Origin of the sequence: Nitrospirillum amazonense (assembly GCF_007828035.1) — a bacterium.
Lineage (GTDB): Bacteria > Pseudomonadota > Alphaproteobacteria > Azospirillales > Azospirillaceae > Nitrospirillum > Nitrospirillum amazonense.
The window spans coordinates 773242-799911 of the sequence record NZ_VITV01000003.1 but is presented as its reverse complement, the minus strand read 5'-3'; the positions used below and the strand labels follow the sequence as shown (position 1 = coordinate 799911).

The following is a 26670-nucleotide window of genomic DNA, read 5'->3' as shown; positions in this document are numbered from 1 at the left end:
CGGATGGGCTGACGACGCCCGGCATCCGGGTCTCGATCGCGGCCCCATACCGGGCCTGGCGCCGCGATCCGGAGCGGCGCTGGCCATCGATTCACGAGGAAAGTCCGACATGATAAATCGCGGGGCGGGCGACAGCGTCCCCCAGATAAGACTGTATCGGGAATGGCTGCATCGGGAACGCGGCCTGACATTTCCTGATTACGCGGCGATGTGGGAATGGTCGCGATCCGATCTCGCCGCGTTCTGGCTGAGCGTCTGGGATTATCACGCGCTGGAATCCCCGACGCCGCCGACCGCCATCGTGGACGGGGCGATGCCCGGCGCCCGCTGGTTCGCGGGCGCGCAGGTGAATTATGCGCGCCAGGTGTTTCGCCACGCCGACTTGGCCGATGCCGCCGGGCAGCCGGCGATCATCGCGGAAGGGGAAAGCGGACAGGCCATCGAATGGACCTGGGGCCAGTTGCGGCGGCGCACGGCGTCGCTGGCCCTGGCCTTGCGCCGCCGGGGCATAGGGCGCGGCGACGTGGTCGCGGCCTACCTGCCCAATATCCCTGAGGCGGTCGTTTCCATGCTCGCCTGTGCCAGCCTGGGCGCGGTGTGGACGATGTGCTCGCCCGATATGGGCACGCCGGCGGTGCTGGATCGGTTGCGGCAGGCGGCACCCAAGGCGCTCATCGCCGTCGACGGGGTCTTTTATGGCGGCCGGCGGATGGATCGCTCCGCCACCGTCGAGGCGATCCGGCGCGGGCTGCCCGCCGTCGCGGCCCTGTTCGCGATCCGGACGGGGTATGGCGCGGCGCGCATACAGGACTCGATCGACTTCGACGGTGCCCAGTGCGCGGATGACGCGGAAGTCGCGGCATTCGAGCCCGAATGGCTGCCTTTCGATCATCCGCTGTGGATCCTCTATTCCAGCGGAACCACAGGCCTGCCCAAGGCGATCGTGCACGGGCATGGCGGCATCGTCGTTTCGGCCTGCGTCGGCAACATGCATCTGGACCTGGGGCCCAGTTATTCGCTCAACACGGTCGGCGAAAGGTTCCACTGGTACAGCGCCACGGGCTGGGTGATGTGGAACATCCAGGTCGGTGGACTTCTCACCGGAACGACGATCTGTCTCTATGACGGTTCGCCGAAAGGTGCCGCGGGGCAATCGGAATGGCAGCCTTTATGGGCGTTCGCCGCGCGCCATCGCGTGACCTGGTTCGGTGCCGGGGCGGCGTTTTTCTCCAGTTGCCGCAAAGCGGGCCTGGCCTTGAACGGGATCGGTGACCTGAAGGCCATCCGCGCGTTGGGCAGCACCGGCTCCCCATTGACGGCCGATGTCCAGGACTGGGGCACGGCGCAGTTTGACGCCGTAGGCACCCCCGACATCTGGTGGTGCAACATCTCCGGCGGGACCGACATCGCCGCCGCGTTCCTGTCGGGGAACCGGGAATTGCCTCCGACGCCCGGCCGTCTTCAATGCCGCCACCTGGGCGCCTCGATCGAGGCCTGGGATGAGGATGGACATGCGCTGCGGGGCCGCGTCGGCGAACTTGTCTGTACGCGGCCCTTCCCCAGCATGCCGCTGTTCTTCTGGGGTGACCAGGACGGCAGCCGCTATCGCTCGACCTACTTCGACGCGTGGGACGGCATCTGGCGGCATGGCGATTGGCTGACGGTGGAGGCTGATGGAAGCTGCGTCATCGCCGGACGGAGCGACGCCACGATCAACCGGCACGGCTTGCGGATGGGCACCGCCGACATCTATGCCGCCGTGGAACGCCTGGGGTCCATTGCGGACAGCCTGGTGATCGACCTCGAGGATGGCGCCGGCGACAGCAAGCTGCTCATGTTTGTCGTCCCTGGTGATGGGCGCGCCTGGGGTCCGGAGCTGGAGGCGGCCGTGGTCGCGGCCATCCGGGACACGCTCTCACCCCGGTTCATCCCCGACGCGTTCATTCCGGCACCGGCGATTCCGCGTACCCTGTCCGGCAAGAAGCAGGAACTGCCGATCAAGCGCCTGTTCCAGGGTTGGCCCGTGGCAAAGGTCATTGATCCCAATCTGACCGAGAATCCCGGCGTCATTCCCTGGTACATCGCGAAGGCTGAGGCTTGGCGGGAACGATCGGGCGCTGCGGAAACGAAAGCCGGGGGGGATATTGGATGAACGCGCGGCAGGTGGATAAAGCGTTGCGTCAACCGTCTGCCGCGCAGCCCGTGGCTGACGGGCGGGCGCCGGCCCGGAAAGAAAAAATGATGGGTTCATCAGCGGTGAACAAAGGGTCCTCGCTCTTCAAGGTCGCGTTGACGGCCGGTGCCGGCGCCACCATCGAATGGTACGATTTCTTCGTCTACGGGACGGCGGCCGCCCTGGTCTTTCCGAAGATCTTCTTCGCGGCGGACTTGCCTCCGCTGGTGGCCCAGCTGGCGGCGTTCAGCACCTTTGCCGTGGGCTTCATCGCCCGGCCGTTCGGCGGCATCGTATTCGGCCATTTCGGGGACCTGTTCGGCCGCAAGAAGGCGCTGCTGGTCGCGCTGCTGACCATGGGCCTCGCCACCACCGCGATCGGATTCCTGCCGACCTATGCGGGTGTCGGCGCCCTCAGCCCGCTGCTGCTCCTGGCCTTGCGCTTCGTCCAGGGCATCGCCGTCGGCGGGCAATGGGGCGGTGCCGCGCTCATGGCGATAGAAAGCGCTCCCCCGGGCCGGGGCGGCTTTTACGGCAGCTTCGTCCAGATCGGCGTTCCGTTGGGCGTGGTCCTGTCCAACATCGTTTTCTTCTTCATGGTGGCGGCCTTTCCGCAAAACGCGTTCGAAACCTGGGCTTGGCGCGTGCCGTTCATCCTGAGCATCGCGCTGGTTTTCGTCGGCCTCTATATCCAGACGAGGCTGGAGGAGTCGGTGGCATTCGAACAGACCGCCCGAACGCAGGATTTGACCCAGAAGGAAAAGCGCAAGTCGCCGGTCCTTCAGGTTCTGGCGCGCCACCCCAAGAAGATCGTGCTGGCGGGTGGGGCCTTCATAGCCTCGAACACATGCTTCTACGCGGCGATCACCTATGCCGTTTCTTATGGTGACTCGGTCCTGCACCTGTCGCGAAGCGCGATGCTTGCGTCCGTGGTGGCGGCGAGCGTCGTCATGGTACCCGGCCTGCTGTTTTTCGGGGCGCTGTCGGACCGGTGGGGACGATCAACCCTTTTCATGGCCGGGGCGGCACTGACCGGGCTGTGGTCCTTCGCCTTCTTCCCGTTGCTGGAGACGCTGTCCTATCCGGCCGTCCTGGTGGCGCTCATCGTGGAACTGCTGTGCCTGAGCGTGATGTATGGCCCGCAGGCGGCGCTTTTTGCCGAATTGTTCCCCGTGGAGGTGCGCTATTCCGGCGCCTCGCTTGGTTACCAATTGGGCGCCGTCATCGGTGGCGGGTTCGCCCCGATCATCGCGACGGCCTTGTTCGCGAAGTACGCGTCGACCCTGCCGATCTCCATCTTCCTGTTCGGCGTGTGCTTCATATCGCTGACATGCACCTATTTCTTGACCCGGGACGCCAAGTCATCTTCCGCCAGGCGAGGTTCATGACCATGAAGGTTTCGACCCTTAACTTTTCAAGATTCTTCGCCCCGCTCGCCATGGCCATGGCGGCTGTCGCGCTCGCCACGCCGTCACCGGCGGCCGAGACGGCGCCAGCGGCCGATGCCGCCCGCTGCGAGGCGCTTACCCAATTGCGCCTCAAGGACACCACCATCGACAGCGCGGTGATGGTTGAAAAAGGTGCGGGGGCCACTCCGGGGCTCCGCGACGCGTCGCCCCTGCCGGCCTTCTGCCGTGTTGTCGCCCATGTGCGATCGGCCCCCGATTCCGATATCGGGGTCGAGGTCTGGCTGCCGGCCGGCACCTGGGCCGGCGTCTTTCACGGCAACGGCAACGGGGGGTTCGCCGGCGTGCTTCAGGGCGGGTACGGCAGCATGGTCGGCGGGTTGCGGCGCGGGTACGCCGTGGCGACGACCGATACGGGAACGGCACCCGCGACGCCGCTGGACGGCGATGCGCTTATCGGTCATCCCCGCAAGTGGAAGGACTGGGGCCGTCTGTCCACCCACGTCATGACGGTGACCGGCAAGGCCATCACCCAGGCCTATTACGGCCGGGGTGCCACGCGCTCCTACTACACCGGCTGTTCGACCGGGGGACAGCAGGGGCTGATCGAGGCGCTCTATTACCCGGCGGACTATGATGGCATCCTGGTCGGCGCGCCCGTCATCAATCGGACCTGGGGCCACGCCGCTGTCCTGTGGGACTTCATCGCCGCCAATCGCACACCCGGCAGCCGCCTGTCGGATGCCAAGCTTCGGGTGCTGAACGACGCCGCGGTCGCAAGCTGCAACCGTCGCGGCTACGGCCTGCAGGGGGATGCCTTCATCACCGATCCCCTCAGCTGCCGCTTCGATCCTGCGGAACTGGGCTGCCAGGGGGCGGAGACCGACCAATGCCTGACGCCGGCCGAGGTCGCGACCGCCCGCGCGTTCTATAATGGCCCTACCACCACAGACGGGCGCGCTGTCTTTTTCGGCTGGCCGCCGGGCAGCGAGGTTCAGGGCCGGTTCGGCTGGGCGTTCCTGCAGAGCGCCGCCAACGGCCAGCCGCAATTCGGCAGCCTGTTCAAATGGGTGTTCGGCGCCGATTGGGATTGGCGGGGCTTCGACCTTGATCGTGACATGCCCGCGGTCGACCGCGCCTTGGGCGGCGACGTCAACGATGCCACCCGGGGAAGCCTGCGTGCGTTCAAGGCGCGCGGCGGCAAGCTGATCATCTATCATGGCCTGGCTGACACGCTGGTGCCGCCGGGCCAGTCGGTCGCGTTCTATGACCGCCAGGTGCGGGAACTGGGGGGCATGGACCAGGCCCGGGATGTTGCCAGGCTCTTTTTGGCGCCTGGGCTGATGCACTGCGGTGGCGGCCCCGGCCCCGATGCGTTCAACTCGGCGCTTGGCGGCACGCCGCAACCTCCCATCGGCGGTCCGGGGGACGACCTCTTCGCCTCATTGGTCGACTGGGCCAGCGGGGGACGCGCGCCCGACCGCGTGATCGCCACGAAGTTCGCGATGGGGGACCCGAAGACGATCCAGCTTCAACGGCCGCTGTGCGCCTATCCGCAAAAGGCGTCGTATGACGGACGCGGTTCGACCAGCGCCGCGGAAAGTTTCGTTTGCTCATCCACGCCCAACCGCTCGGAGGAGGGCGGGCAACATTGACGCGATGGGCATCTGGCTAACTGGGCCGCACGGCCTTCGACTGTCGGGGCGGTGCGCGTGAAGTCGTCGACCAGGGGTGGACATCGCCTGCCTTGAAAGCCCCTGAATGGAAGGTGGTGACCGTATCAGCCGGGGGGATCCACGGCCGATACGGCATTCAGGCGATGGCCGCCATCTTCACGACCCACGCCCCTGCAAAGAACCCTCCAATAATTCCGCCAATTCACTCCAGGGGCGCTGGGGTCCTCGTGCGTCCTCGAACCAGCGGGAAACGCGCAGTACCCCCAGGTCATCGAAGCGCCGCCCCACGATCTGCAGGCCGATGGGCAGGCCCGTCGCCGTGTAGCCGCAGTTGATCGAGCTGGCGGGTTGCTCGGTCATGTTGAAGGGCATGGTGAAGCCGATGTGGTCGAAGGGCCGCGCGGGGTCGTTGTTGGGGCTGGGCAGCTCGGCCGCGAAGGCCGGCATGGGCGCCACGGGCGAGAGGATGTAGTCATAGGCTTGGCTGGCCCGTACGCCCTGTTCGCGGATGGCCATCAGGCCGCTGAAGCCGCTGTAGACGGTCATCGCGTCATAGGCCGCGGCCGGTTCCACCCAGGCCCGGATATAAGGCAGGATCTTCCGGTAGCGGTCCTGGGGCAGATCCTTGGTTTCGGCCCAGAAGCGCATGCGGAAGAAATGGTCGAAGCCGTCGAACATCTCCGGCGTGACGAAGGGCGCCATCGGCTCCACCACCGCCCCTGCCTGCTCGAACAGGCGGGCCGCCGCCGTCACGGCTTCGGCCACTTCCGGCTCGGTGGGGGAACCGCACCCCGCGTCCAGCATCAGGCCGAAGCGCAGGCCCCGGACGTCGCCCGCCAGGTTCCGCCATGGCAGATCGGCGGGTGGCAGGCTCATGAAGTCGCGCGCGTCGGGGCGGGAGATCACCGTCATCAGCAGTGCCGCGTCGTCCACCGTGCGCGTCATGGGGCCGGCGGAGCGCCCCATGTAAGGCGGGTCGATGGGAATGCGGCCGTTGTTGGGCTTGAATCCGAAGACGCCGCACCAGCCCGCCGGCAGCCGGACCGAGCCGCCGATGTCCGTGCCGACATGCAGCGGGCCATAACCCGCCGCCGCTGCGGCCCCCGCCCCGGCGCTGGACCCGCCGGGGTTGCGCGACAGGTCCCAGGGGTTGCGGGTCAGCGGGTGAAAGCTGGAAAGCCCGGAGGAAAGCATGCCGTAATCGGGCACGGTGGTCTTGGTGAAGGCGATCGCCCCGGCCTCACGCAGGCGGGCCGTGATGGGCGCGTCCTCCGGTTGGGGGGTGAGCTCCACAGCCGCCGTCCCCATGGGCTTGGGCACCCCGCGCGTGGCGATCAACTCCTTGAGTGTCACCGGCAGCCCGTCCAGCGGGCCCAGCGCCGCCCCTTTTCGCCACCGCTCCTCCGAAAGCCGCGCGGCCGCCAGCGCACCGTCGCCGTCCAGCGCGTAGGTCGCGTGCAGCAGCGGCTCCAGCCTGTCCACCCGATCGAGAACGGCCTCCATCACCTCCACCGGGGAAAGCGCGCCCGCGGCGAAGGCGTCGGACAGGGCGGTCGCGGTCAGGTCGGCGAGGTTGGTCATCAGGCTGTCTCTTTCAGTTGGCCGGGAGAAGGTGGGGACGGGGAAGGGCCTCAACGCCAAGGTGGGGATGACGAAGCTCTGGTGGATCACCGCTGCGCCCGAGGGCCAGCGGCGGCTTTCGACTTGAGGATAGGATAAAGACCGGGCATATGTGGAAAAATGCGCATTATCGAGAAACTGTTGGGCGAATATGCCTATGCCGGACTGGGACGACGTGCACTTATTTCTGGCTGTTGCCCGCAGCGGGCGCCTGGTCGCGGCCGGCAAGGCGGTCGGCGTGGACCATACGACCATCGCCCGCCGGCTCGGCGCGCTGGAGGCGGCGCTAGACGTGCGGCTGTTCGACCGTTCGCCCCGCGGCGTGACATTGACGGAGGCGGGGCGCCTGCTGCTGCCCCATGCCGAGCGCATGGAAAGCGAGATGGAGGCGGCGGTGGCGCGTCTGGGCCCCCGGGGGGCGGCACCGTCAGGCGTGGTGCGCATTGCCACCCCGGAGGCGTTCGGCATGGCCATCGTGGCCCCGCATGTTGCGGAGTTCCACCGGCGTTATCCGGACCTGCGGCTGGACCTTACGCCCGAGCCGCGGCAGGTCAGCCTGGCCAATCATGAGGCCGACATCGCCATCGTGCTCAACCGCCCGCCCAAGGGGCGCGTTTTTGCGCGGCGTCTGGTGGATTTCCGCCTGTGCCTCTATTCGTCGGCGGATTACTTGGCGGAGCACGGCCCCGTCGCCAGCCGGGCGGAGCTGCGCCGGCATCCCTTCGTCTGGTACATGGACGAGAAGATCGACGATCCCGAGTTGCTCTACCTCAACGAGGTGATTCCCGATGCCCGGCCGGTGTTCCGGTCCACGTCCATTTCCGCGCAGCAGGGGGCGGTGGCCGCGGGGCTGGGGCTGGGGCTGCTGCACGCCTTCGCGGCCGAGGCCGATGCGCGCCTGGTGCGGGTGCTGCCGGAGGTGGAGGTGAAGCGCAGCTACTGGCTGGTGTTCCACGTCGACCACCAGCACCAGCCGCGGGTGCGTGCGGTGGTGGAGTTCCTGGACGAGCTGATCGAACGCTATCGCCCGCAGTTCTGAAACGCCCGTGGTTCTGAATCGCCCGTGGTTCTGAATCAATGGTCCCGGCGGCGCTCTGCCGTCGGGACCAGCGGGGCTCTACGATGTCAGGCGAGGTCGGCCAGGACCTTGCCGATCTGTTCGAAAATGCGGGCGATCTGCGTCGGCGTGACGATCAGCGGCGGCGACAGCGCGATGATGTCGCCCGTCACACGCACCAGTACCCCCTCATCGAAGCAGCGGTGGAACACCTCCATCGCCCGCGTGCCGGGGGCACCGGGGCGGGGGGCCAGTTCGATGCCGGCCATGAGGCCGAAATTGCGCACGTCGATCACATGGGGCGCCCCCCGCAGGGAATGGGCGGCCGTTTCCCAATGGTCCTCCAGCGCCCGGGCGTGAGCGAACAGCCCGTCACGCTCATAGATCTCCAGCGTGGCCAGCGCCGCGGCCGTGGCCACGGGATGGGCCGAGTAGGTATAGCCGTGGAAAAGCTCGATGCCCGGCTCGGCACTGTTCACGATGGTGTCGTGGACGTCGCGCGAGACGGCGACCGCGCCCATCGGCACGGTGCCGTTGGTGATGCCCTTGGCCATGTTGAGCAGATCCGGTGTGACCCCGAACCGCTCGGACGCCGTGGCTGCGCCCACCCGGCCGAAGCCGGTGATGACCTCGTCGAAGATCAGCAGGATGCCGTGGGCGCGCGTGATCTCGCGCAGGCGTTCCAGATAGCCGGCCGGCGGCACCAGCACGCCGGTGGAACCGGCCACCGGCTCGACGATGACCGCCGCGATGGTGTGCGCCCCGTGCAGGGCGATCAGCGCCTCCAGCTCATCGGCCATCGCGGCGCCGCCGGCCGGCTGGCCGCGGGTGAAGGCGTCCGCCGGCCGATACGTGTGGGAAAGATGGTCCACCCCCGGCAGCTGCGTCTGGAACCCCTTGCGGTTGCCACCGATGCCGCCCACCGCCATGCCGCCGAAATTGGTGCCGTGGTAGCCGCGCGCCCGGCCGATAAGCCGGTTGCGGCCGCCTTGGCCCCGGGCCAGGTGATAGGCCAGTGCGATCTTGAGCGAGGTGTCGGCGGACTCCGAACCGGAATTGGTGAAGAAGATGCGGTCCAGCCCGGCCGGCATGACGGCCGACAGCCGGCTGGCCAGCTCGAAGGCCTGTGGGTGGGCCAGCTGGAACGTGGGGGCGAAGTCGAGCGTGGCGGCCTGCCGGGCGATGGCGTCCACGATCTCCGCCCGGGCGTGGCCGGCATTGACGCACCACAGGCCCGCCGTGCCGTCCAGGATTTCCGCCCCATCGGGCGTGCGGTAGGTCATGCCGCTGGCGCTGGCCAGCAGGCGCGGGTTCTTCTTGAAAAAGCGGTTGTTGGTGAACGGCATCCAGAAGGACGACAGGTCGGCCTCGTTGCTCCGTAGCGGCGGGCTGCCGGCGACATCTTCAAACATTTTCAAGATCCTAGCCATGTGAAGGAAGGGAAGGGGCCGCGCGCAAGCGCGTCAGCAGGGTGGCGGCCTCCCGACGCGGGTGCAGGGCCGCGGCGGTGAGCATGACGGCGCTATTGAGCACCAGCCCCACCAGTCCGGCGTTGAGGCCGCCCACATCGATGGCGGCCAGGTAAACCCAGAAGGCGGTGGCGTAGCCCGCCCCCATGCCCAGGATCACCGCCCTGGCGCCGACGCGCGGCAGGAACAGCGCGGCGAAGAAGGCGGGCAGCGACTGGGCGATGCCGAAATAGAAGATGTTGTTGAGGGTCACGATGAACTTGCCCGACACCTCCGTGCCGATGATGGACAGCAGGATGTAGAGCGCGGTGACGACCTTGGCCCAGCGCCGCTGCCCGGCCTCGTTCAGGCCCGAGACGATGTTGCGGGTAACCAGGGGGCTGATGGCCAGGCACACGCTGCTGAGCAGCACCAGGCCCGAAAGCGTGATCGTGGCCAGCACCACGCCCACCATCCATTCCGGCAGCAGCGCCTGGGCGGTGGTGATGAACACGAAGTCTGGCTGCGGCGGCTGCAGGCCGTGGAACCGGGCGAAGTAGGCCACGCACATCAGCAGGGGAAAAAGCAGCAGGTATAGCGGCGACACCACCTGCGCCCTGCGGATGGCACCAGGGTCGCGGGCGGAGAAAAGGAAGGCCCAGGTCTGCGGGATCATGGCAAAGCCCGCCGCCTGCAGCACCATGGTCGACAGGGCGAAGACGAGGCCCTTATGGTCGCTGCCGGCCGGGGCGGATGCTGCCAATGCCGCCGCGCCGCCGACCTGCCCACCACCGGCCTGCCCGCCATCGATGTGCCAGTGGGCGATGGCCACGCCGCTGACCAGCAGGATCGCCGACAGCATCAGCACGTCCTTCAGGATGGCGACGAAGGCGGAGGCGCGCAGCCCGGCGATGACCACGTAGAGGAAGGCCATGCCCCCCGCCAGCGCCAGCAGCACCACCGGCGCCACCGGCAGGTCCAGCGAGGCCAGCACGATCTTCAGCCCCATGAACTGCGTGGTTCCCACCGGCACCAGCAGCAGGATGGCGGAGCCGGCCATCACCAGTTCCAGGGCGCGGCTGTCGAAATGGCTGCGGAAGAAATCGGGGATGGTGGCGGCGCCGTAGAGCACACCGGCCCGCCAGATGACCGGCCCCACGCAATACAGCACCGGGGCCGCCAGCAGGATGTAGCCGAAGAACCAGGTGATGAAGTCGCCGCCCTTGGCATAGACCCCGCCGGGGAAGCCCAGCATGCTGGTCACGCTGTACGTTTCCCCCACCGACAGGAAAAAGAACAGGACGGCGCCGAACTGGCCGGAGGCGGTGAAGAACTCCTTCGCACCCTGATGGGCGTGCCCGCGCTTGGAAAACAGCGCCAGCAGCAGGGAGGCGGCGATGATCGTGACGAAGGCCGGGATCATGGTGTTCCCTTTCCCCGGCCCTTCCCCTGGGTGCCGAAAAGACGGTTGCAGGCCAGAAGGCACAGGCTGGTGGCCGGCGCGCAGGCGAACAGGCACCAGATCGAACCCCGGATGCCCAGGAACGTGACCGAGGCGAAGGGCGCCCAAAGCGTCAACCCAAAGAGCAGGGTGACCGGCAGGCCCAGCGCCAACAACGCCAAACCCGACCGCGGCATGTCACTGCCCAGCCCGTCCTCTGTCCGTTTTTCTGCCATGCGGGGCTCCTTCCGGCTTGGTTTGGGGGCGACCTCCACGCGGGCACCCGCGAAAGGGGGCCGGCCCATGCTCGAAGGATGCCGTGCCCGCCCGCTGCCGCCTAGCACCACCTGCGGGACAGGGTGTCGCGCAAATCGGCCGTCATTGCAGGGGGTTACCGGCAGAGGACGTGCCCCGGAAAATGCGACAGGGTGACCGCCTCAAAGTGCTTTCGCCCGATTGTGCGTTGCAGCAGCATGAATGCGAACAGGCAGGTACGGCGCATAAACCGCCAGAAAACAGCGGAGCGCCCGGGTTGAGAGAGGGGGAGCCCCCCTATGACCATTCATGTTTGGGGATGACAGATGAACAGCCTTGTCCTTGATAAGGGCGCCCATCCGGGGCGCGATGACTTCGGTGGCGGCGTGCCCGGCAAAGGAAGAAGCGCGGGATTGAACCGGGCGGCGCTACGCACCGGCACGGCGCTGGCGCTGCTGCTGGCCCTGGCGGGCAATGCCGCCCGGGCGGCCGACCAGGCGCCGGCGGCGGAGCAGGCCGCCGACAAGGGGGCCGGGCTGGAGGAAATCGATGTCCAGACCATCCTGGTGACGGCCAACCGCCGTCTGGAGAACGCCCAGCGGGTGGGCACCTCGATCGACGTCGTGACGGGCAGCGACCTGGTCGACCGCAACGTCCAGAACGTTTATGACCTGCAATACCTGACGCCGTCGCTGCAGGTGACGCCCCAGTTCGGCAGCGGCCAGCCCGCCTACCAGATCCGCGGCGTGGGCTTCAACGACTACGCCAGCAACAATGCGCCGGCCGTGGGCATCTATATCGACGAGGTGGCCTACCCCGTCCCCTTCGCCAGCAGCGGCGCCATGTTCGACGTGTCGCGCGTCGAGGTGTTGCGTGGGCCCCAGGGCACGCTCTATGGCCGCAACACCACGGGTGGCGCCATCAACTACATCATGAATAAGCCGACCAAGGAGATGACGGCCGGCGTCGCGGTCCAATACGGCAGCTTCGACGCCGTCACGTCGGATGCCTTCGTCTCCGGCCCGTTGAACAACAAGCTCGCCTTCCGCGTGGCGGGGCAGGTGCAGGAAGGGGGCGCCTGGCAGCATAACCGCGACACCGGCGAGGCGCTGGGCGACGCGGACAGGCAGGCGTTGCGCGCGTTGCTGGATTACGACAGCGGTTCCAACCTGCGTGTGGGCCTGAACTTCCACTGGAGCCGCGATCGCTCCGACGCGGCGGGCACCTATCTCCTCAGCCCGCTGACAGCGCTCAACGCCAAATATCCCAGCCAGTATCCGGTCTATCCTGCCGATATCGCGCGGGACGCCACGGGATGGGGCACGACGCCGCAGTTCGCCTCGGAAATCGGCATCTCGCCCACCACCAAGCCCTTCTCCCACATCGACACGGTCGGCACCAGCGTGCGGGCAGACTGGGACTTCGAGTTCGCCACCCTGACCGACCTGGCCAGCTTCGATCACGCCACGCGGCAGGAGTACGACAATTTCGACGGCTCGCCCCGCAGCACGGGCGATGTCTATTTCGATACGCGCGCCAACGTGGCCGCCAATGAGTTGCGCCTCACCTCGACCGGGGACCAGGACTGGCACTGGGTGACGGGCCTGTATTACGCCAACCAGGTCCTGCACGATCGCTACGCCACCGGCTATTACGAACTGAACGGCTTCGACCGCAACGTCACCTACGGGCAGACGGTGAACACGGGCAGCGCCTTCGGCCAGGTGACCTACGACCTGACCGACAAGCTCAGCCTGACCGGCGGCCTGCGCCTGGAATACGAGAAGCGCGAACTGCGCGACTTCGGCGCCTTTTACGTCAACAACGGCGTCGTCACCAACCCCGGCAACGTCGTGCCCTATCGCGATACCGATTTCCTGGAACCGTCGGGCAAGGCGGAACTCCAGTACCGCTTCACCGACGACGACATGGCCTACGTCTCGTTCAGCCGGGGTATCAAATCGGGCGGCTTCACCGCCTACAACTCGAACGTCGCCCAGACCTCCACCACGCCCTTCAAGCCGGAAACGATCTTTGCCTATGAGATCGGCAACAAGCTGGCGGTGCCGGAATATCACCTGCGCTTCAATATTTCGGCCTTCTATTATGATTACCGCGACCAGCAGGTGCAGTCGGCGGTGGTCAACCCGCTGACGGGCCTGGTCGGTTCCATCATCAACGCGCCGAAATCCCACCTGTACGGTGGCGAGGCCGACTTCATCTGGGAGCCGATCAAGAATCTGCGCATCAATGAATCGCTGGCCCTGGCCAAGGGTTCGTTCGACGAGTTCTCCACCATCGGCACCGCGGTGAAGGTGGGCGGGATCTATGTCGGCGTGCCGACCAACCGGGTCGGCGAGACCGAGTTCGCGCCCAAGTTCACCTCGAACGGGTCGGTTTCCTATCTCTGGAACCTGGGTGATTACGGGCTGACGACGGACATGTCCTATTCAAGCCGCAGCACCTACAACTCCATCTTCGGTTCGCTCTACAATGTGGCCGGCTACACGCTGGTCGATGCCAGCGTGACCCTGGCGCCCAAGGACGACCGCTGGAGCCTGAAGCTTTTCGGGAAGAACATCTTCGACAAGCGTTATGACGTGACCCGCAACTTCTTCGTCGCGGGCAACAACATCGCGCTGGCCGGCAAGCCCGCCACCTGGGGCGTGCGCTTCTCGGTCACCTACTGACCGGGGCCGGGGGACGAAGAACGGGGGCCGGCGTTTCCACCCCCCCGTCCTTCGTCTCCGGGCTGCCCGCGTCAGGCGCCCTCCAGCGCGTGACCGATGGCGGCCGACAGCTTGCGCGCGGCGAAGGACAGGCGCCGGCCGCGGGCACAGCAAAGGTCCACCGTGGTGATCATCGCGTCGCGCTCCTCAAAGGGCAGCGCGATCAATTGTCCCGTCTCAATTTCGCGCTGGCAGCACATCACGGGCAGCACCAGGGCCGCCACCTTGCGCAAAGCCAGTTCCTTGTGGACCTCGACGGAGCTGCTCTCGAAAACCGGTTCCAGCATCACGTGGGCTTCGCGCGCCATCTGGTTCAACCGCATGCGCGACCCATGGCTGGCCCCCGCTAGCACCAGCGGCACGCTGGCCAGCTGGCGCAGCGACACCCGTTCCTCCCCGGCCAGCGGGTGGCCGGGCGCTACGATGATCTTGTGCTCGACATAGCTGCTCAGGCGGATTTCGACCTTGCTGGTCTCGGGCGAGAACATGGTCAGGCCCAGGTCGGCCTTGCCGCTTTCCACCGCGTCGAACACGTTGCTGGCGCTCGCCGTCTCGATGTGGAAAAGCAGGCCGGGGTACTGGACGTGCAGATCCGCCACCACGCGGGCCAGGATGCCGGCCGCCGGGGCCCCGGCGGCATAGATGGTCACGCTGCCGCGCTCCAGCCCCCGCAGTTCGTCCGTTGCCGCGCGCGCCTCGCGCACGTTGGCCAAGATGGTGCGCGCATACCCCAGCAGCAGCCGACCGGACTCGGTCAGCGTGATCCCTTCAGCGTTGCGGTCGAAAAGCTCCGTGCGGAAATAGTATTCGAGCGCCTCGATCTGGCGGCTGATGGCGCTGGCCTTCACCCCGTGTGCACGGGCCAGCTGGCGGAAGGATTCCGCCTCACCCAACTCGACAAAAACCTCCAGCGCCTTCAAACGCATGTCGCCGCCCAGCCTTGCCGCACCTGCCTTCACCAGGGCACCCGCGCGTCCAGCTGGGAAACACACGTGCACCTGTTCTATATTTTTCCCTGTGGATTCAGGCGTCAAGCCGGCCCCCGGGGTCGCCGCCGCCCCCACAGGGATTAACCCTGACGATGTCGGCTTTGGCCCGGGGAAGTCAAGCGGCATTGGGCGGTATGACCTCGGTGGCGGCGGTCCAGCCCACCCGCGGCCGGCCCCTGGCCGCTAAAGGAAGGGGCAAAAGAGCATGCTCCTGACCAGCGCCGGTCGGGACCCTGCCCCAATACAATTCTGCCGATTTGTCAGGCTGTTGAACGCGAGGAAGCTCGGGGCTGCCTTTCGGCGCCGATTCACCACCGGGGCGCTAGCGTCCCCGGAGCAGCGCCGCGAGGTCCAGGTCGAACCGTAAGCCGATGACGAAAGCGTCCGGGGCGTTGTGCAGGCGGGCGGGGTCGCTGAACTGGTCTGGATGGATGACATATTGCAGGTTGGGCTGGACGCGAACGGCGCGGGCCAGTTGCACGCCATAGCTCAACTCCATCATGATCTGGTCATCCGCCGGTGTGCCGCGGCCGCCAGCCGCCGCGCGGGCCAGGCGCAACGCTTCCAGGGCGTCGTGGCTGTACTTCTGCTGGTTGACGACGAAGCCGATGGTATCGTCGTCGCGCCCCGCGAAGGTGCCGCGTTGGACCAAGCCCAATTCCAGGAAATGGTCTTCGATCAGCCGGCCACTCACGCCCGTCATTGCCACGCCGAACAAGGTCAAGCCCCGCTGCGACGTGTCGTCGGGGCGCAGCACCATCTGTTCGAAACGGAAGAACACGCCTGATCGGCCGTTCAGGGTGGCGTTGGGCTGGCCGCTGACCACGGCGGCGCGTCCGCTCGCGTCGCGGAGCGGGTCGGTATAATCGGCGCCATCGTACCAGCCGCCGACTTCGTACTTGCGGGGCAAGCGGTCGTTGTCAAACGTCGTCTGATACCCCAGCGCCATCGGCGCGATGGCGCCTGTGGCGGTGGCCGTGCCCCAATCGAAGCCATGCTCGGTGCTGGACTGGTGGCTGGGGTTCACTTCGTAGGCGCCGACATGCAGATAGACCGTCGGCGTCAGCCAGGCGGTGGCGTGGGCACCCCAGCTGGATACCGGCCACCAGGTGAAGCTGCTGGTTTTGAAGACGAAGGTGGGGTTGCCGCAGGCGGAGTTGATCTGGAAATTGGCGCACAGCGCTGACCCGAGGAAGCTGATGTTGGCCACCGTGCGCCCACCCTCCACCACCAGACGACCGTCCAGCAGGGACTGTTCCACCGTGAAGCGGGCCAGGCGCGTGTTCTGCGCGCCATAAATCTCCTGCAGCGAGGTCGTGCTGCCCAGATACTGGGCCGCCAGGTTGCTGCCGTGGCGGTTCACCGCGGCGACATGCAAGGTGCCCCCGCCCCAGTCCATGGCGTTGTTCAGGTTCACGTCCGCGCCCAGCAGGATTTGGCCGGCATAGGCCGCCCCCTGGCGCATGCCGCCGCTGGGATTGGCTGCCGCCTCGCCCGTGTAGCTGGCCAGCCAGTCAATGGTCTCGCCCGTGCCTGGTTCGGCGGCCAGGGCGGTACCGGACAGCATCATGGCCAGGACGGCGACTGGAAACGTTTCCACAACAGGGCGCAAAAATGGGGTCGGCACCGAAGGTGCGATGTGACGCATGGATCATCCCTCCCTGGGTTCTTCTGGGCACGGCCTTGAGGCGGCCGTGTTGATTGGGTGGTCCCGGCCTTCAGACCGGGCGCTTCAGGACGCGCAGGGCGACGGCCGTGATCCCGGCGCCGATGGCCAGCGCCGCGACATAGCCGCCGACATGACTGACGGCGTTGGGGATAGGCAGCACGAACACGCCACCGTGGGGCACCCGCAGTTCCGCGCCGATGGCCATGGAAATGGCGCCCGCCACGGCGGACCCCGCCACCAGGGCCGGGATGACCCGCAGCGGATCGCGGGCGGCGAAGGGGATGGCCCCCTCGGTCACAAAGGCCAGGCCCAGCACCGCCGCGGCGCCGCGCGTCTCCCGCTCCTCCGCCGTGAAGTGGTTGGCGAACACTTGGGCGGCCAAGGCCAGGCCCAAGGGCGGGGTCATGCCGGCGACCATGGCCGCCGCCATCGGGGTGTAGACCTGGCTGGCGATCAGGCCCGTGGAAAAGGCGTAGGCCGCCTTATTGATAGGGCCGCCCATGTCGAAGGCCATCATGCCGCCGATCAGGACGCCCAGCAGGATGGCGCTGCTGCCCTGCATGCCCTTCAGCCAGGTGGTCAGGGCGGCCAGCGCGCCGGCCGTCGGCCCGCCCACGACGTAGATCATCAGCAGGCCCGTCAGCAAGGTGCCCAGCAAGGGCAGGATCAGCACCGGCTTCAGGCCCTCCAGGGTCCGGGGCAAGCGGATATGGCGGTTCAGGAAGGCGGTGCCGTAGCCGGCGATGAACCCGGCCAGGATGCCCCCCAGAAAGCCCGCCTGAAGATTGGCCGCCATCATGCCGCCGATCATGCCGGGCGCGATGCCCGGCCGGTCGGCGATGGAATGGGCGATGTAGCCCGCCAGCACGGGCACGATCAGCACGAACGCCCCCTTGGCCCCAACCTGGAACAGGGCGTAGGCCAGCGTGCCCTTGTGGGCGTCGTCATAGGCGTAGATGCCGCCCAGCGCGAAGGCCAGCGCGATCAACAGGCCCCCCGCCACCACGAACGGCAGCATGAAGGAAACACCGGTCATGAGATGCTTATAGGGTCCCGTGCGCCCGCCGCGCCCGGCCTTCGCTCCGGCGACGGCCGGCGGCGAAGCGCCTGCGCCCCGCCCCTCGTCCGGCGCGCCGTCTTCCGCCCCGGCCAAGGGCGTCGCCTCGGCGAGAGCCCGCTGGATAAGGCCGGCGCCATCGGAGATCGCGGGTTTGGTCGCCGACTGGAACACCCGCTTGCCGGCGAAGCGGCCCAGATCCACTTGGCGGTCTGCGGCGATGATGACGATGTCGGCGGCGGCGATCTCGTCGTCCGTCAGACCGTCGCGGGCTCCGACCGATCCTTGCGTCTCCACGCGGATGATGTGCCCCAGTGTCTTGGCACCCTGCTGCAGGCCCTCGGCCGCCATGAAGGTGTGGGCGATGCCCGTCGGGCAGGAGGTGATGGCCACGATGTGTCGTGGACCCTCGGCTTTCGACAGTGCGGCGGCCTGGGCCCGCCTGTCCCGATGCGGCTTGGCTGATTCCGGTTCAGCCAGGACCAGCGCGTCCAAGGCCGCGGCGGGGTCGGCCAGGACGGCCTCGATGCTGGTGCTGTGATGGGGCAGTGCCCCAAAGCGGTCAGCGTCCAGGATGCCCGATCCCACCAGCAGGACGGCGTGCGCGTCCTGAATCTGCGCCGGTTCCAAGGCGCCAAGGACGCCCTGCCCGGTACGCACCTCCACGGCGATGGTATGGCCCCCGTTGCTGGCGGCCTTGCGCAGGGCCTCCGCCGCCAGCAGGGCGTGAATGGTCATTTCGCCGGCGCCGATTACAGCCAACAGTGTGGACATGGTTCCTCCCCGGGCCGGGTCTTCGGCCCGCCCTTCATCCTTCAGTGCGGCGCATGCGTCGCGGTGGTTGATGCCCAATCATCGGCGGGTGTCATCGTGACCTGGTCGGCCAGGGCCTGGACGATCTCCACCCCGGGGAGGTTGGGGCCGGCGCGGCCCAACTTGGCCACGGCGAACCCGGTCGCCAGGCGGGCGATCGCCTCCAATCCCAAGCCGGCATGCAGCCCGGCCGCCAGCCCGGCCACCATCGCGTCGCCAGCGCCCACGGTGCTGCTGCCCCGCACCTCGGGGGCTTGGGCGTGCAGGGCGGTGTCGCCGTCCACGAACAGGGCGCCGCCGGTGCCCAAGGACACGACCACCAGGGGGATGCCATGCCCTTGCAGGTGCCGCGCCGCTGCCAGCAAGTCAGGCGGAGCCAAGGGCCGGCCGGTCCAGCCCTCCAACTCATGTCGGTTGGGCTTCACGCAATAGGGCAGGACGTCGGCGGCCAAGGCCCGCGCCAGCGGCTCCCCGCTGCTGTCCAAGACAACGCGGGCGCCGGTATGGGCCAGGCCGGCCACCATGCTGGCATAGGTGTCGGGGGGCAACCCGTCAGGCAGGCTGCCGGCCAGCACCACCACGGTGCCGGGGCCGACGGATTCCTCGAGATAGGTCTGGATCCGCTCCACCGTTTCCGGGGCTACCGCCAAGCCTGGCAGGTTGATGTCCGTGGTGCGGCCGTCGTGGCGATCCAGCAGCTTGATGTTGGTGCGGGTTTCGCCGGGCACGCGCAAGAAGCGGTCGAGGATGCCCTTGGCGGCGAACAGCGCCTCGAACGGGGCGGTGTTGTCGATGCCCAGCAGCCCGGTGGCAGCCACATGCAGGCCCCAGTCGGCCAGGCAGGAGGCCACGTTCACGCCCTTGCCCCCGGCATTGTGGCGCACGGCCACGGCCCGGTGCACCTGGCCTGGCCGCAAGTCGTCCAGGGTGACGGTCTCGTCGATGGCCGGGTTCAGGGTGACGGTGTGCAGATCAATGCTCATGCCATGCCTCCTTCCAGCGCCCGCACGTCCTCGGCCGCCTCGCAAGCCAAGGCCTGGGCCGCCAGCGCGCGCAGCGCCGTCAAATCGCTATCGCGCAGGCGCGCCTTCACCGCCGGCACCTCCCGCGGGGTCATCGACAGTTCCTGCACGCCCAGGCCGGTCAGCAGGGCGGCGCCGAAGGGGTCGCCGGCGATGCCGCCGCAGACGCCAACCCAGCGGTCATGCTTGGCCGCGCCCGCCACGGTGGCCTGAATCAGACGCAGCACGGCGGGATGCAGGCTGTCCGCCTGCGCGGCCAACTGCGGGTTTTGGCGATCGATGGCCAGGGTGTACTGGGTCAGATCGTTGGTGCCGATGGAGAAGAAGTCGGCATGGCGGGCCAGGCTTTCGGCCTGCAGGGCCGCGGCGGGTACCTCGATCATGATGCCCAGCGGCACCGCCGGCGCCTCGACCTCGGCCTGGATGCGCTCGCTGACCGTGCGCAGGGCGATGATCTCGGCCGCCGTGGTGATCATGGGGAACATGATGGACAGGCTGGCGCCCGCGCGCGCCGCGCGATACAGGGCGCGCAACTGCGGCTCCAGCAGGTCGGGCCGGCGCAGCAGCAGCCGGGCCCCGCGCACCCCCAGGAAGGGGTTTTCTTCATGCGGCAGGTTCAGATGGACCACCTGCTTGTCGCCGCCGATATCCAGGGCGCGGACGATCAGCGGCCGGTTGCCCAGGGCCACGGCCATGGCGCGATAGATGTCGAACTGTTCGTCCTCGCTGGGGCTTTCGCCCCTTTCCAGGAACAGGAACTCGGTGCGCATCAGGCCGACGCCCTCTGCCCCCTGCGACAGGGCGAAGGCCGCCTGGTCGGGCAGGTTGATGTTCGCCCCGATGGACACGGTGTGGCCGTCGCGGGTGCGCGCGGGCAGGGCGCGGGCCTCCGCTTCGCGGGCGCGGGCCTCCGCCTTGACCGCCAGCCATTGCCGGGCGGATGCCAGGTCGGCGCCGCCCGGTTCCAGGTACAATTGTCCCGACTGGCCATCCAGGATGGCGCTGGTGCCATCCGCCAGTTCCAGCAGGGCGGCGCCACCCCCCACCAGGGCCGGCAGGCCCAATGTGCGGGCCAGGATGGCGGTGTGTGAGGTGGGGCCGCCCGACGCCGTGGCCAAGCCCACCACGCGGGCCGGGTCCAGGCCGGCAGTGTCCGATGGGGACAGGTCCGGTGCCACCAGGATGCAGGGTGTGTCGGGCAGGTCGAGCAGCGAGTTGGCGCGCAGGGAAGGGTCGATATGGCCCAGGACCCGGCGGCCCACATCGCGCAGATCGGCGGCGCGGGCGGCCAGGACGGGATTGCCCAGCGCGGCCAACCGGCTGGCCATGCGATCCACCGTCTGATTCCAGGCCCAGGCCACGCCATGACCGTCCACCATCAACTGGCAGGCCAGGGTGATCAGGTCGGTGTCGTTCAACAACTCCGCCTGGGCCTTGAAGATGCCGGCATCGGCCGCACCCAGCCGGCGGGCGGTGTCGTCGGCCAGCGCCTTGAGTTGTTGGCGCGTGCGGCTCAACGCCTCCTGCAGCAGGCTGCCCCCCTCCGCCAGGGCGGCGGGATTGTCCGGCACCACCGGGTCCGCCGCCTTCAGCACATGCAGCGGGCCGATGGCCAGTCCCGGCGCCGCCGGCACGCCGCCGATGGCGGTCAGCGGCGCCGGGGGCGTCCAGCCGGTGCGGGGCGCTTGGCGGGCGCGGCTGGCCGCCAGGGCCGCGTCCATCTTTTCCTGGGCGCTCAGGCCGGTCATGGCTTGGCGCATGGCCGCCATCGCCCCCGCGGCGTCACCGCCGGCGGCCGACACCACCACCGTGTCACCGGCACGCAGGCCCAGTTGCAGCAGTGCGATCAGGTTCTTGGCGTCCGCCGCTTGGTCGCCGTGGCGGACCCGGACCTGGGCGGCGAAGCGGCGGGCGGTGTCCACCCAGTGGGCGGCCGGCCGGGCGTGCAGGCCGCTGGGATAATCCACCGTCCAGTCGAAACCGGGCGCGAGGTCACCCACCGCCGCGCCGGCCGCGTTTTGGTCCGCCCGCTCGCCCGGGGGCGTTTCGCGGCCCAGGGCGGCCGCGATCTCGCCGGCGTCGGTGGTCACCAACAGACGATCCAACCGGTCGCCGTCCTGGATCAGGCGGGTCAGGCGGCGCAGGATGGTGATGTGTGCGTCGGACTGGGCGGCAATGGCGACCACGAGGCGCGCGCGTTGCCCGGCGTTCCACTCCACGCCGTCAGGTACCTGCAGGATGGCCAGGCCGTTGCGGCGGACCAGGTGGCGATCCTCCCCCAGGCCGTGGGGGATGGCGACGCCCTGGCCCAGGAAGGTGTTGGCCACCTCTTCCCGCCGGACCATGCTTTGTTCGTAGGCGGGGTCGACGCACCCGGCGGCGACCAGCAGCTGTGCCGCCTCGCCAATGGCGTCACGCTTTCCAGCCGGACGCGCGCCGAGGCGGATCAGCTCGCGGGGCAGCAGGTCGCTCTCAACGGCGAAGGGCATTCTCGGAACCTCCCGATTTCATTCTTGTGCTTAGTGGTAACGTTTCCACAAAAATTGTCAAAGGGAATCCCCAGGCGGTGTCTGGGCGTATGCGCCATATTCCCTTTGAACGCACGCTGGAAGGCTTTAGACTAGGGCAAAATAACTGGAAACGATTGCGAACATGACGGTCAACATCAAGGACGTCGCCCGGGTTGCCGGTGTATCGGTTTCCACCGTGTCCCGCGCCCTGGGGGAGGGACCGGTCAGCGCTGAGGTGCGGGAACAGGTGCAGGCGGCGGTACGCGCGACCGGTTACAAGCCCAACCTGTCGGCGCGGCGGCTGCGCTCGCAACGCACCCAGACCATCGGCTTGATCGTCGCCGACATCCGCAACCCCTTCTTCACCGCCGTCGGCCGGGCGGTGGAGGACGCGGCCTACCGCGCCGGCATGCGGGTTATCCTGTGCAACACCGATGAGGACCCCGCGCGCGAGGCGCTTTACCTGACCCTGATGCAGGAGGAACGGGTGACAGGGCTGATTTTCGCCCCGACCCGCGCCACCCTAGACCGGTTGCAGGCCGATGCCCTGGATTTTCCCATGGTGCTGATCGACCGCGCCGGTCCGGGCGGTCAATTTGACACCGTGTTGCTGGACAATCGTGAGGCCAGCGCCACCCTGGTCGATCATCTGGTGTCCCGGGGATACACCCGCATCGGCGGCCTGTTCGGTGCCACCAGCACCACCGGCGTCGAACGGCGCGACGGCTATCTGGCTGCCATGGCGGCCCGGGGCTTGACGGGGGAGGCGCGCTTCGTGCCGCCGTCGGCGGAGGCCGCCGAGAACGCCGCTGCCGCCTGGCTGCGCCAGCCCGACCGGCCTCAGGCCCTGCTGGTCAGCAATGGGCTGTTCCTAACCGGCGTGGTGAAGGCGGCCCGCACCCTGGGGCTGCGCATCCCCCACGACATCGCCGTCGCGGGCTTCGACAACGAACCTTGGACGGAATTGGTTGAACCGGGCCTGACCGTCATTGAGCAGCCGGTCGAAACCATAGGCCGCGAGGCTATGGCCCTGTTGTTCCAGCGCCTGAGGACCCCCGACGCTCCGACGCGCAAAGTGGTGCTGTCCGGCCGTTGCGTTGCCCGGGGCTCGACGGCTGCCCTGCCGCGCACGTGATGGAGGCCGCAGGCCCGCACCTGGTCGCGCGCCTGCGCCCGATCGCATACAAGCCGTTATACTTGCTGAAAAAGGAGCGGGCATCCAAATCAATGTGGCACCCTCAATCGAGGACTGCTTTGCCCCGAATGCCCTATACCACGCAGCGGCGCCCACCCCGCCTGCTGAAGTATAAAATCGGCGTATTCACATGACTCCGCGGATTTTAAAATAATCAGACAGTTGATGTGCTGATCGGCCCCCGAACCGCATCTGATTCACTTAAGGCAGGGGGCTTCACGCAGGCCGTGGGGCCTCAGGCCCGCTTGCGCCCCGTGACCATGGCGCGGACCAGGTTTTCCCGGTGCAGCATGCTGGACAGGATCACTCCGCCGATGTGCAGGGCCACCAGGATGAGGGTCACCGTGGCCGCCGCGCCGTGGATGTCCTCCATCGCGTCCTCTCCCAGAACGCCGCCACCCGTATCCAGAACGATGCCGGTGGCCACGGTCAGGAGCAGGCTGGCCAGAAGCGCCACGATCATGGCGCCGCCCGCCGGGTTATGGCCCACATACCGGCCCGCCCGCCCCTTCACCAGGGCTCCCATGTAGGAGAGGAAGCCCTTTGGGCTGGGTACGAACTCGGCGAACCGGGCATGTGGGGTGCCGACGAGGCCCCACAGGGACCGCACCCCAACCGCCACCAGGATCACGAAGCCGGCGGCCTCATGCACCGGCATGATCTCCTCGGCCGACAGCCAGGCGATGGCGAAGGAGGCGGCGATGGTCCAGTGCAGAATGCGGATGGCCGGATCCCACACTCTCACCGTGCCGGTGGAAACCGCGGCGTCGGGGGAAACGGCGCCCTTGGGTACGCTGTGGGTAGAGGCGCCATCGGAGGTGATGGGCATGGTCATCAGTCCTCATCCTTTTCCGTTTTCAGGATATCGCCCGTGCGGGCATCGACGGCCAGTTCGACGCGCTTGCCCTGCGGATCACGGGCTTCGACCTTGTAATTCTTGTCGCGGTGCCGCTTGATTTCGGTGATGTCGGAATAGCCCTGGGCGGCCAGGCGCTCGACCAACTGCGGGACGGTCAGGGCGCTTGCGTCCCCCGTTTTCCCTGGCTGAGCCTGACCGGCGGGCGCGGTCTCGACGGCCAGCGCGTAGCCACCGATGGCCAGGGAACCCGCCAGCAGCGCCGCCGCAGCAATTTTGCCATACATCATGGTGTCCTCCGTATTGGGATTGGATGGTGGCATCATCCTGGCGGGGTTCCGTTGAACGGGACCTGAACGGCGCGTTCAGGCTGCGTTCAGGAAAGGAACGGTCAACTGTGCCGATGAGATGGATCGTTGCTCTTCTGCTGCCCCTGCTGGCCGTGCCCGCCGCCCTGGCGGACGCGGATCAGGACCAGGACCGCGCGCGCGCCGCCGTGGAACAGGGGCGCGCGCTACCCCTGCGCACCATTCTGGACCGCGCGGCGGCCCGCTTCCCCGGCCAGCTTCTGGAAGCGGAATTGGAGGAGGAGCACGGCCGATTGGTCTATGAGATCAAACTGCTGATGGACGGCGGGCGTGTCGTGAAACTGCATTACGACGCCCGCACCGGTGACCTCTTCGCGGTCAAGGAACGGGGGGCGGAGAAGGACCGCAGGCCATGAGGATACTGCTTGCCGAGGATGATGCGGCGCTGCGCCGTCAGCTTGCAGAGGCGCTGGCGGATGCCGGCTACGCCGTCGATAGGGCACCTGACGGCGAAGAGACCGCCTTCCTCGGGGAGAGCGAGCCCTATGACGCCGTGGTGCTGGATCTGGGATTGCCGGTGCGCGACGGCCTGTCCGTCCTGCGCGCATGGCGGGCGGCGGGCATCACGGTGCCGGTGCTGATCCTCACGGCCCGTGGAACCTGGCAGGAGAAGGTGGCGGGCATCGACGCCGGCGCCGACGACTACCTGGCCAAGCCGTTCCGGATGGAAGAACTGCTGGCCCGTGTGCGCGCCCTGATCCGCCGGGCCGGCGGGCTGGCGGCGGCGGAACTGCGCTGCGGCCCCGTGGCGCTGGACACCCGCACCGGCCGGGTGACGTTGGACGGTCGGCCCATCGCACTGACGGCGCATGAGTTCAAGGTGCTGTCCTATCTCATGCACCATCCCGGCAAGGTCGTGTCCCGCACCGAGTTGACCGAGCATGTCTATGCGCAGGATTTCGACCGCGACAGCAACACCATCGAGGTGTTCATCGGCCGGCTGCGCCGCAAGCTGGGCGGCGACCTCATCCGGACGGAACGGGGCTTGGGGTACCGTCTGGAGGCGGTGCGGTGACACCTTCTTCGCTGACGACCTCGTCACTGACCCGGCGCCTTTTCCTGCTGTCGGTCCTCTGGATCGCTCCGGCGCTGGTCATCACCGGCATCATCCTGACCGACCTGTTCCGCACCCATGCCGAGGCCGAGTTGAGCCGGCGCATGGCCCAGCACCTGGATGAGTTGGCGGCAGTGCTGGAAGTGACGCCGGACGGCGCGGTGGCGCTGGCCCGGGACCTGAGCGACCCCCGGTTCCGCCGCCCGCTGTCAGGGTTGTATTGGCGGGTCGATGGCCCTGGGGACCGGGTGCTGCGGTCGCGGTCGCTCTGGGACCAGGCCCTGGACCTGCCGGCGGATACCCCCAAGGATGGTGAGGTTCATCGCCACAGCCTGACGGGACCGAACCGGGCCCCGCTTGTGGCATGGGAGCGCAGCCTGCGCCTGCCGGGAGCGGCAACACCGGTGCGCGCGGCCGTGATCGTCGACGCCAGCGACGTGCAGGCCGCGACGGCCGGCTTTTCCCGGGTGTTGGGCGTGTCGCTGGCGCTGTTGGCCGCCGGTCTGCTGGCGGCGGCGGCGGTCCAGGTGCGCCTGGGGCTGGGCCCGCTGCGGCGGATGCGAGCGGCCCTGGCCGATCTGCGCGCCGGGCGGTCGAACCGTCTGGAAGGCGCCTTCCCTGGCGAGGTCCAGCCCGTCGTGGACGACCTCAATCTGCTGATGGAGGAGAACCGGACGATGGTGGAGCGGGCGCGGGCGCAGGCGGCTGATCTGGCGCATGCGCTGAAAACCCCACTGGCCGTCATCGCCAACGCCGCCGCCGCGCCGGGCGGCATGGACCCGGCGGTGGTGGCGGCCGAGGCGGAGCGCATGCGGGGTCAGATCGAACGGCACCTGGCCCGGGCACGGGCCGCGCCGACGCTGCTTCATTCCTCAGGCGGAACGGTTGTCCTGCCGGTACTGCGGCAAATAGCCCGCACCGTGGCTCGCCTGCATACCGAGCGCGGGGTGGACATCCAGATCGACGGCGATGCGCGGGCCCGGGTGCGCGCCGACCCGGTGGACCTGCAGGAAATGGCCGGCAACCTCATCGACAACGCCGCCAAATGGTGCACGGCGGTGGTCCGGGTGACGGCCGTAGCGGCCGGCGGCGGGATTGTCATCACCGTCCAGGATGATGGACCCGGCATTCCGGCGGACAGGCGGTCGGACGTTCTGGCCCGGGGTGCCCGCCTGGATGAGGCGGTGCCGGGTAGCGGCCTGGGGCTGACGATAACGGAGGAGTTGGCGCGCCTCCATGGCGGAAGCCTCAGCCTGGAAACCTCGCCGACCGGTGGGCTCAGCGTCTCGCTCCATCTGCCACAGGCGGCCCGCTAATCCCCAAATGGCCCGG

General features: G+C 68.0%; 20 protein-coding genes. 9 read left to right on the top strand and 11 right to left on the bottom strand.

The annotated features are described in order from the left end of the window. Positions 1-109: 109 nt before the first annotated feature. Genes FBZ87_RS11375 through FBZ87_RS11365 form a run of 3 tightly spaced genes read left to right on the top strand, consistent with a single transcriptional unit; the run spans position 110 to position 5234 of the window. Positions 110-2152: an acetoacetate--CoA ligase gene (locus tag FBZ87_RS11375; RefSeq protein WP_145610414.1), complete on the top strand. Its 2043-nt coding sequence runs from the start codon at positions 110-112 to the stop codon at positions 2150-2152. Continuing rightward, positions 2149-3561, top strand: a complete 1413-nt coding sequence (locus FBZ87_RS11370; protein WP_246134349.1) for an MFS transporter — start codon at positions 2149-2151, stop codon at positions 3559-3561. The genes FBZ87_RS11375 and FBZ87_RS11370 overlap by 4 nt, the downstream gene beginning before the upstream one ends. After that, positions 3558-5234, top strand: coding sequence for a tannase/feruloyl esterase family alpha/beta hydrolase (locus FBZ87_RS11365; protein WP_145610413.1), 1677 nt, complete (start codon positions 3558-3560; stop codon positions 5232-5234). Before FBZ87_RS11370 ends, FBZ87_RS11365 begins: the two co-directional genes overlap by 4 nt. 177 nt (positions 5235-5411) lie before the next feature. On the opposite strand, the gene FBZ87_RS11360 is transcribed toward FBZ87_RS11365, so the two are convergent. Continuing rightward, positions 5412-6836, bottom strand: coding sequence for an amidase (locus tag FBZ87_RS11360; RefSeq protein ID WP_145610412.1), 1425 nt, complete (start codon positions 6834-6836; stop codon positions 5412-5414). A gap of 196 nt (positions 6837-7032) precedes the next feature. Between FBZ87_RS11360 and FBZ87_RS11355 the strand changes: the two genes are divergently transcribed. Next, positions 7033-7914 (top strand): LysR family transcriptional regulator, encoded by an 882-nt coding sequence (locus FBZ87_RS11355; RefSeq protein WP_145610411.1) that lies wholly within the window; start codon positions 7033-7035, stop codon positions 7912-7914. An 86-nt stretch (positions 7915-8000) separates the two neighbouring features. On the opposite strand, the gene aptA is transcribed toward FBZ87_RS11355, so the two are convergent. From aptA to FBZ87_RS11340, 3 genes are read right to left on the bottom strand one after another with little or no spacing between them, the layout of a single operon-like run. Then, the gene (aptA, locus tag FBZ87_RS11350) at positions 8001-9344 is read right to left on the bottom strand and encodes an omega-aminotransferase AptA (RefSeq protein ID WP_211106915.1); all 1344 of its coding nucleotides are present in this window, start codon (positions 9342-9344) and stop codon (positions 8001-8003) included. 10 nt (positions 9345-9354) lie between these two features. After that, on the bottom strand, positions 9355-10803 hold the full coding sequence (locus FBZ87_RS11345) for a sodium:solute symporter family protein (RefSeq protein ID WP_145610410.1): 1449 nt from the start codon (positions 10801-10803) through the stop codon (positions 9355-9357). Beyond that, the gene (locus FBZ87_RS11340; protein ID WP_145610409.1) at positions 10800-11057 is read right to left on the bottom strand and encodes a hypothetical protein; all 258 of its coding nucleotides are present in this window, start codon (positions 11055-11057) and stop codon (positions 10800-10802) included. Before FBZ87_RS11340 ends, FBZ87_RS11345 begins: the two co-directional genes overlap by 4 nt. A 345-nt stretch (positions 11058-11402) precedes the next feature. Here FBZ87_RS11340 and FBZ87_RS11335 point away from each other — a divergent pair, with 345 nt between their 5' ends. Further along, positions 11403-13766 carry a TonB-dependent receptor gene (locus FBZ87_RS11335; protein ID WP_145610408.1) on the top strand — a complete coding sequence of 788 codons (2364 nt, stop codon included), beginning with the start codon at positions 11403-11405 and terminating at the stop codon, positions 13764-13766. A 71-nt stretch (positions 13767-13837) separates the two neighbouring features. On the opposite strand, the gene FBZ87_RS11330 is transcribed toward FBZ87_RS11335, so the two are convergent. From FBZ87_RS11330 to ptsP, 5 genes are all read right to left on the bottom strand, one after another. Next, positions 13838-14731, bottom strand: a complete 894-nt coding sequence (locus FBZ87_RS11330) for a LysR family transcriptional regulator (RefSeq protein ID WP_186454703.1) — start codon at positions 14729-14731, stop codon at positions 13838-13840. A 385-nt stretch (positions 14732-15116) separates the two neighbouring features. Then, positions 15117-16394 (bottom strand): carbohydrate porin, encoded by a 1278-nt coding sequence (locus FBZ87_RS11325; RefSeq protein WP_246134348.1) that lies wholly within the window; start codon positions 16392-16394, stop codon positions 15117-15119. A gap of 118 nt (positions 16395-16512) precedes the next feature. Then, on the bottom strand, positions 16513-18294 hold the full coding sequence (locus FBZ87_RS11320) for a fructose-specific PTS transporter subunit EIIC (RefSeq protein WP_145610405.1): 1782 nt from the start codon (positions 18292-18294) through the stop codon (positions 16513-16515). Positions 18295-18335: 41 nt separating this feature from the next. Further along, positions 18336-19316, bottom strand: a complete 981-nt coding sequence (gene pfkB, locus FBZ87_RS11315; RefSeq protein WP_145610404.1) for a 1-phosphofructokinase — start codon at positions 19314-19316, stop codon at positions 18336-18338. Beyond that, positions 19313-21844 carry a phosphoenolpyruvate--protein phosphotransferase gene (ptsP, locus tag FBZ87_RS11310; protein WP_145610403.1) on the bottom strand — a complete coding sequence of 844 codons (2532 nt, stop codon included), beginning with the start codon at positions 21842-21844 and terminating at the stop codon, positions 19313-19315. Before ptsP ends, pfkB begins: the two co-directional genes overlap by 4 nt. Before the next feature lie 163 nt (positions 21845-22007). Here ptsP and FBZ87_RS11305 point away from each other — a divergent pair, with 163 nt between their 5' ends. Next, on the top strand, positions 22008-23000 hold the full coding sequence (locus FBZ87_RS11305; protein WP_145610402.1) for a LacI family DNA-binding transcriptional regulator: 993 nt from the start codon (positions 22008-22010) through the stop codon (positions 22998-23000). A gap of 295 nt (positions 23001-23295) precedes the next feature. Here FBZ87_RS11305 and FBZ87_RS11300 read toward each other — a convergent pair whose 3' ends face one another. Together FBZ87_RS11300 and FBZ87_RS11295 are read right to left on the bottom strand one after the other, a co-directional pair. Then, on the bottom strand, positions 23296-23895 hold the full coding sequence (locus FBZ87_RS11300) for a cytochrome b/b6 domain-containing protein (protein ID WP_246134347.1): 600 nt from the start codon (positions 23893-23895) through the stop codon (positions 23296-23298). Then, entirely contained in the window at positions 23895-24206 is a 312-nt protein-coding gene (locus FBZ87_RS11295; protein ID WP_145610401.1) for a PepSY domain-containing protein, read from the bottom strand. The genes FBZ87_RS11300 and FBZ87_RS11295 overlap by 1 nt, the downstream gene beginning before the upstream one ends. A 113-nt stretch (positions 24207-24319) precedes the next feature. Between FBZ87_RS11295 and FBZ87_RS11290 the strand changes: the two genes are divergently transcribed. Genes FBZ87_RS11290 through FBZ87_RS11280 form a run of 3 tightly spaced genes read left to right on the top strand, consistent with a single transcriptional unit; the run spans position 24320 to position 26654 of the window. Next, positions 24320-24640, top strand: coding sequence for a PepSY domain-containing protein (locus FBZ87_RS11290; protein WP_145610400.1), 321 nt, complete (start codon positions 24320-24322; stop codon positions 24638-24640). Further along, entirely contained in the window at positions 24637-25299 is a 663-nt protein-coding gene (locus FBZ87_RS11285; protein WP_145610399.1) for a winged helix-turn-helix domain-containing protein, read from the top strand. Before FBZ87_RS11290 ends, FBZ87_RS11285 begins: the two co-directional genes overlap by 4 nt. Further along, positions 25296-26654 carry a sensor histidine kinase gene (locus tag FBZ87_RS11280; protein ID WP_145610398.1) on the top strand — a complete coding sequence of 453 codons (1359 nt, stop codon included), beginning with the start codon at positions 25296-25298 and terminating at the stop codon, positions 26652-26654. Before FBZ87_RS11285 ends, FBZ87_RS11280 begins: the two co-directional genes overlap by 4 nt. The last annotated feature ends 16 nt before the right edge of the window (positions 26655-26670 follow it).